Below are 5523 nucleotides of genomic sequence, written 5' to 3'. Positions count from 1 at the left end.
GGCCACCGCCACGCAGAACGTCTGGCTCGCCCACGAGCACGGCGCGCCGGTGGTGGCGACCCGGGCCGGGACGCTCGCGGACCACGTGCGCGAGGGGGTCGACGGCCTGCTGTGCGCCCCGGACGACGTCGGGGACCTGGCCCGCGCGTTGAAGGAGTTCTACGCCCCGGGGGAGCCCGAACGGCTGCGCGCCGGGGTCCGCCCGGTGGACGCCGAGCCCTACTGGCGGGCCTACACCGGGCGGCTGCTGACGGCCTGAGCGGGCACGACGCGCCCTCGCCGCCACGTGGCGCCGTCTGTTCCCCTGACACCCCGGGAGCGAGGAGAGCCACCGAACCGGGTGCTGTAGGGTCGCGGCATGTCACTATCGGAGGTCCGCTCGCAGATCGACGCCATCGACGGGCGGATCGTGCGACTGCTCGCCGCCCGGCAGGTTCTGGTCAAGCAGGCGGCGGCGTACAAGGGCGACGGGGACGCCGTGCGCGCGCCGGACCGCAGAGCGGCGATGATGACGCGCCTTCGGGAACTCGCGGTGACCGAGGGCGTCGCGCCCGAGGTGGTCGAGCGCGTCTACACCGAGATGATCGACGCCTTCATCGACCTGGAACTAAGCGAACACGCTCGCATCGGCCGACCCTGATCGCACGCGGGGCTCCCGCCGTCACCGACCGGGGGACGGCCGCGGACCGCGCGCGGTGCCGGCGGCTGTGCGTCCCGGGCGGCGTGGCGGACCTGGCCGCGCGGTCAGGGGGCCCTACTCGTCCACGACGAACTCGGGTACCTCCACGTCGGGCCACGCGTCGGTCCACTCGAAGGTCTCGTGGAGCGTGTACTCGACGACGTCACCGGGTTCCACCCAGTCGGCCGCCCACTCCGGGGCCTGGACCACCACGCGTTCGGAGGCCAGGGGCAGGCCCGTCTCGGGGTCGAAGAGGAGCCGTTCCTCGTACCGTCCGTCGATCAGCCCCTCGACGTCGTAGGCGACTCCCACGGCGGGCCGTCCGGACCGGTCCTCGGTGACCCCCTCGGCCGCGCGGACGTCGGGCAGCCCCGCCAGGACCTCGTAGACGCCCGCCCTGACCTCCGGAGGGAGGGGGAGGTCCAGGACGGCCCGGACGGTCGCGACCGACGGCTTGGGCACGGTGTGGAAGCCCGCCTCCGCCGTGTCCCCTTCGTCCAGCTGCTCCTCCTCCCCCTCGGGCCGCAGCCTCTCCCGCAGCCGTTCGGGGTCCGAGGGCAGTTCCTGGAGCTCCCGCGGGCCCAGCGGGGACTCGCCGAAGGAATAGCCGGGTTCGCTGGGGGTGTACGGCTCTCCGAGCACCATGTCGTTGGGGATCTCCAGCCGCGTGGTCTCCGCCGGCCAGAACGTGGGGGCGCCGTCGCGCTCCCACGCCTCCCGGCCGCGGTCGGTGACCAGGGCCCAGTCCGTCGAGGTGTGCTGGAAGGTGTGCAGACCGGTCTCGACGTTCGTCCAGTGCCGGGTCTCGCGGATGTCGTACACCCCGTACCTGTCACCCTCGGGGCCCACCCCCCAGGCCCGGGCCGAGACGGTCTCCGCGTACCAGACGGCACCGTCGGCCGGTCGGGACCGGGCGGCCTCGATGGCGGGGGCCATGGCCTCCGCGGCGCTGCCGTCGTTGGCGGGCTCCTCGCCTCCGGCCCCCTCCGACGGGGCGGCCGGGGTCAGCACGACCGAGTCCGGTCGCATGAACCCGGGCGGTCCCAGGACCAGGAAGGCGAACACGGCACCGGCCACCAGGATGGCGGCCCCGGAGACGGCTGGCGGAACGCGCCCCGGCACGTGCCGGCCCCCGAGCCTCCGGACCGTCGTCGCGGCCGCGTTCGGGTGTCCGGGCCGCCAGGCCAGGCGGGCGTTCAGGGAGTCGGAGGTCGGTTCGGGAACGCTCTCGCGCATGCGGCGAAGGTGGTCCATCTCGTTCACTGGTCGGTCTCCTTCGCGGGGGCCGGGTTCTCGGGGAGGGCGGCGCGCACGCGCTTGCGGGCCCGGTGCAGACGGGACCGGACGGTGCCGACCGGGATCCCCAGGACAGAGGCGACCTCCTCGTAGGTGAGGTCGCCCCAGGCGACGAGCAGCAGCACGTCCCGGTCACCCTTGGAGAGCCGCGCCAGGGGAGCGGCGAGCAGTGCCGACACGCTCTGGGCGTCGACCCGCTCGCTCACCCGGTCAGCGTGGTTCTCCAGAACCGGGTCCACCCCGGTCCTGGCCAGCGCCCGGTAGTGGCGGGTTTCGCTCCTGTGCTGGCGGCGCACCAGGTTGGTCGCGATCCGCCACAGCCACGGGCGGGCGTCCGGGCGGGCGGGGTCGTAGCGGTGGCGTGTGAGGAACGCCGTGCGAAAGGTCTCGGAGACGATGTCGTCGGCGTCCGCCTGACCGAGCCTTCGGGCCACGTAGCGGTGCAGTGCGGGCGCGTGTCTCCGGAAGATGGCGCTGAAGTGCGCCGAATCGGTGAGTGACCGCCGGATCACGGCCGCGTCGGATGCCTGGTCGGCGTCCTCGGCGCGGCCGGTCCCGGAATCGACTAGGGACATGGGGCGGGTCCCATCGGTTGGGGGTGCTTACACCCCTCTTAGCCCGATCCCCGGAAAAGGGTTCACGCTGACGGCGATCCGTCCCGCGTCCTCGCCGACGCCGAACGGGCGGTCCTGGACAGCGGGAGGGACAGTCCGGCCCAGGCCACGTCCGCGACCGTCATGACCAGGCGGGACAGGACCGCGACCACCAGCGCCGCCCCCGCGTCCACGACCGGTGCGAGCGCCACGACCAGCACCGCTTCGCGTACCCCCAGGCCCGCGGGCGCGAACACCACCAGCAGCCCCAGCGTCCACGCCAGCGCGTAGGCGCCCACCGCGGGACCGAACGACCGGACCGGATCACCGCCCACCGCCCACGTCAGCACCCACACGTGCGCGCCCAGCGGTACCCAGGCCGCCAGGGTCCACGCGACGGCGGTCGCCATCGCGCGACCGGGGAGCCGGAGCGGACCCGCCTCGGCGACCTCCCGGAACCGCGTGAACGGCCGGGCCGCGAGCCGCACTCCCCAGCCCACCCCCCGCGGGTGCAGGGCCGCCAACAGCAGCGGCGCCAGGGCCAGCGCCCACCACCACCGCGAGGCCGCCCCAACGGATGACAGCGGCAGAGCGACCGCCGCGACGGACAGGCTCACCGCGACCGTCACCCCGACCGCGAGCAGGGTCGCGGCCGCGCCGCGTACCCGCGGCACCCTCCAGTCCCTGCCCAGCTCCACCTGGGCGACGAACGCCCACACCGACCCGGGCAGGTACTTGCCGAGCTGGCCCACGAACATCACCCGCGCCGCCACTCCGCGTGGCAACGGCGACCCGAGTCCGGCGAGCAGCGCCCGCCAGGCCATCATCTGCGCGGTCAGCCCCGCCATAGCGGCCAGCACCGCCACCGGAAGCACCCACAGGGGCAGGGCCACGGCGGCCTCGCGCGCCTGTTCCCAGTGCGTGCGCACCGCCAGGCCCGCGCACACCAGGAGCACGAGCAGCAGCGCGAGCCGCATCCACGGGTTACGGCGAAGCCGAGTCAGCACGTGCCCTCCCTCCTCCCGGCCGGTCCACCGATGATCCCAGACGGGTGGTGCGGGCGTACCGCCCTCCCCTACCGCGTCGTAGGGTGCGGTCATGAGTGGTGCGAACGACCCCTTCCCGACCCCTTCCGCGATGCGCCGGGCGCTGGCCCGCGCACGCGACGGCAAGACCCTCGACGTCACCGAGGCCGAGGTCCTCCTGCACGCCCGGGGCGACGACCTGGAGACCCTCCTCGACCACGCCGGGCGGGTCCGCGACGCGGGCCTGGAGGCGGCAGGGCGCCCCGGGACCATCACCTACAGCCGCAAGGTCTTCGTCCCCCTCACCCGCCTGTGCCGGGACCGCTGCCACTACTGCACGTTCGCGACCGTGCCCGGGCGCCTGGAGTCGCCCTTCCTGTCCCCGGACGAGGTCCTGGAGATCGCCCGCAGGGGCGCGGCCCTGGGGTGCAAGGAGGCCCTGTTCACCCTCGGCGACCGCCCCGAGGACCGCTGGACGGCGGCGGCCGACTGGCTCGACGCCCACGGGTACGACGACACCCTCTCCTACGTCCGGGCCATGGCCGTCATGGTGCTGGAGGAGACCGGCCTGCTGCCGCACCTCAACCCGGGGGTGCTCACCTGGTCGGACTTCCAGCGGCTCAAACCGGTCGCGCCGTCCATGGGCATGATGCTGGAGACCACCTCCACGCGGCTGTTCACGGAGCGGGGGCAGGCGCACTACGGCAGCCCCGACAAGGACCCGGCCGTCCGGCTGCGGGTCCTGGAGGACGCGGGCCGTTCCAGCGTGCCGTTCACCACCGGCATCCTGCTGGGGATCGGCGAGACCGTCCGCGAACGCGCNCCCCCCCCCCGCCGCTACGGCGGGATCCAGGAGGTCATCGTCCAGAACTTCCGCGCCAAGCCGGACACCGCGATGATGCACCGTCCCGACGCCGAGCGCGAGGAGATGGCCGCCGCGATCGCGGTCACCCGCATGGTCATGGGGCCGAGGGCGCACGTGCAGGCGCCGCCCAACCTCATCGGCGCCGAACGCGGGGGCGTGGACGAGTACGCGCTCATGGTCCGCGCGGGCATCGACGACTGGGGCGGGGTCTCCCCGCTCACCCCGGACCACGTCAACCCCGAGCGGCCGTGGCCGCAGATCGACGACCTGGCCGCGCGCACCGCCGACCTGGGCTTCACCCTGCGCGAGCGGCTGACGGTCTACCCGGAGTACGTCCGCATGGGCGAGCCCTGGCTGGACCCGCGGGTGGCCGGGCACGTCGCGGCGCTCGCCGACCCCGAGACCGGCCTGGCGGCCGAGGACGCGCCGGTCGTGGGCCGCCCGTGGCAGGAACCCGAGGCCGTGCTGGTCTCCTCGGGGCGCACCGACCTGCACACCGGGATCGACGAGGCGGGCCGGACCGAGGACCGGCGCGGTGACTTCGACTCGGTGTACGGCGCCTGGGACGAGCTCAGGTCGGGGGTGGACCGGGAGGGGGCCGTGCCCCGCAGGTTCGACCCCGAGATCGCCGCCGCGCTGCGCAGCGCCGAGACCGACCCCGCCGGGCTCTCCGACGGCGAGGCGCTCGCCCTGCTGCACGCCGACGGGCCCGAACTGGAGGCGCTGACGGACCTGGCGGACCGGGTCCGCCGCGACACCGTCGGCGACGACGTCACCTTCGTGGTCACCAGGAACATCAACTTCACCAACGTCTGCTACACCGGCTGCCGGTTCTGCGCCTTCGCCCAGCGCCGCACCGACGCCGACGCCTACACGCTCTCCCTCGACCAGGTCGCCGACCGGGCCGAGGAGGCGTGGAACGCGGGGGCCACCGAGGTGTGCATGCAGGGCGGGATCCACCCGGATCTGCCCGGCACCGCCTACTTCGACATCGCGGCGGCCGTGCGCGAGCGGGTGCCCGGCATGCACGTCCACGCGTTCAGCCCGATGGAGGTGGTCAACGGG

General features: G+C 74.2%; 6 protein-coding genes. 3 read left to right on the top strand and 3 right to left on the bottom strand.

The features are described from left to right. Both D471_RS32450 and D471_RS0100735 read left to right on the top strand, forming a co-directional pair. Positions 1–259: glycosyltransferase (locus D471_RS32450; protein ID WP_040687747.1), on the top strand; the 259-nt coding region annotated here is incomplete at its 5' end. Positions 260–358: 99 nt separating this feature from the next. Next, a complete protein-coding gene (locus D471_RS0100735; protein ID WP_017596855.1) occupies positions 359–640 on the top strand; it encodes a chorismate mutase in 282 nt (93 codons plus the stop codon). Positions 641–754: 114 nt separating this feature from the next. Here the strand turns inward: D471_RS0100735 and D471_RS0100730 are convergent, their stop codons facing one another. The 3 genes from D471_RS0100730 to D471_RS32445 all read right to left on the bottom strand — a co-directional run bounded on the left by D471_RS0100730 (position 755) and on the right by D471_RS32445 (position 3575). After that, a complete protein-coding gene (locus tag D471_RS0100730) occupies positions 755–1933 on the bottom strand; it encodes a CU044_5270 family protein (protein ID WP_241479539.1) in 1179 nt (392 codons plus the stop codon). Between the two features lie 5 nt (positions 1934–1938). Then, positions 1939–2550, bottom strand: coding sequence for an RNA polymerase sigma factor (locus D471_RS0100725; RefSeq protein ID WP_017596853.1), 612 nt, complete (start codon positions 2548–2550; stop codon positions 1939–1941). 62 nt (positions 2551–2612) lie between these two features. Then, complete coding sequence (locus D471_RS32445; protein WP_017596852.1) at positions 2613–3575, bottom strand: lysylphosphatidylglycerol synthase domain-containing protein; 963 nt, start codon at positions 3573–3575, stop codon at positions 2613–2615. Between the two features lie 91 nt (positions 3576–3666). Between D471_RS32445 and D471_RS0100715 the strand changes: the two genes are divergently transcribed. Beyond that, the coding region (locus tag D471_RS0100715) for a bifunctional FO biosynthesis protein CofGH (protein WP_083923997.1) at positions 3667–5523 on the top strand (1857 nt) is incomplete at its 3' end.

Source organism: Nocardiopsis lucentensis DSM 44048 (genome assembly GCF_000341125.1).
Lineage (GTDB): Bacteria > Actinomycetota > Actinomycetes > Streptosporangiales > Streptosporangiaceae > Nocardiopsis > Nocardiopsis lucentensis.
This window is presented reverse-complemented; position numbering and strand designations above follow the sequence as displayed.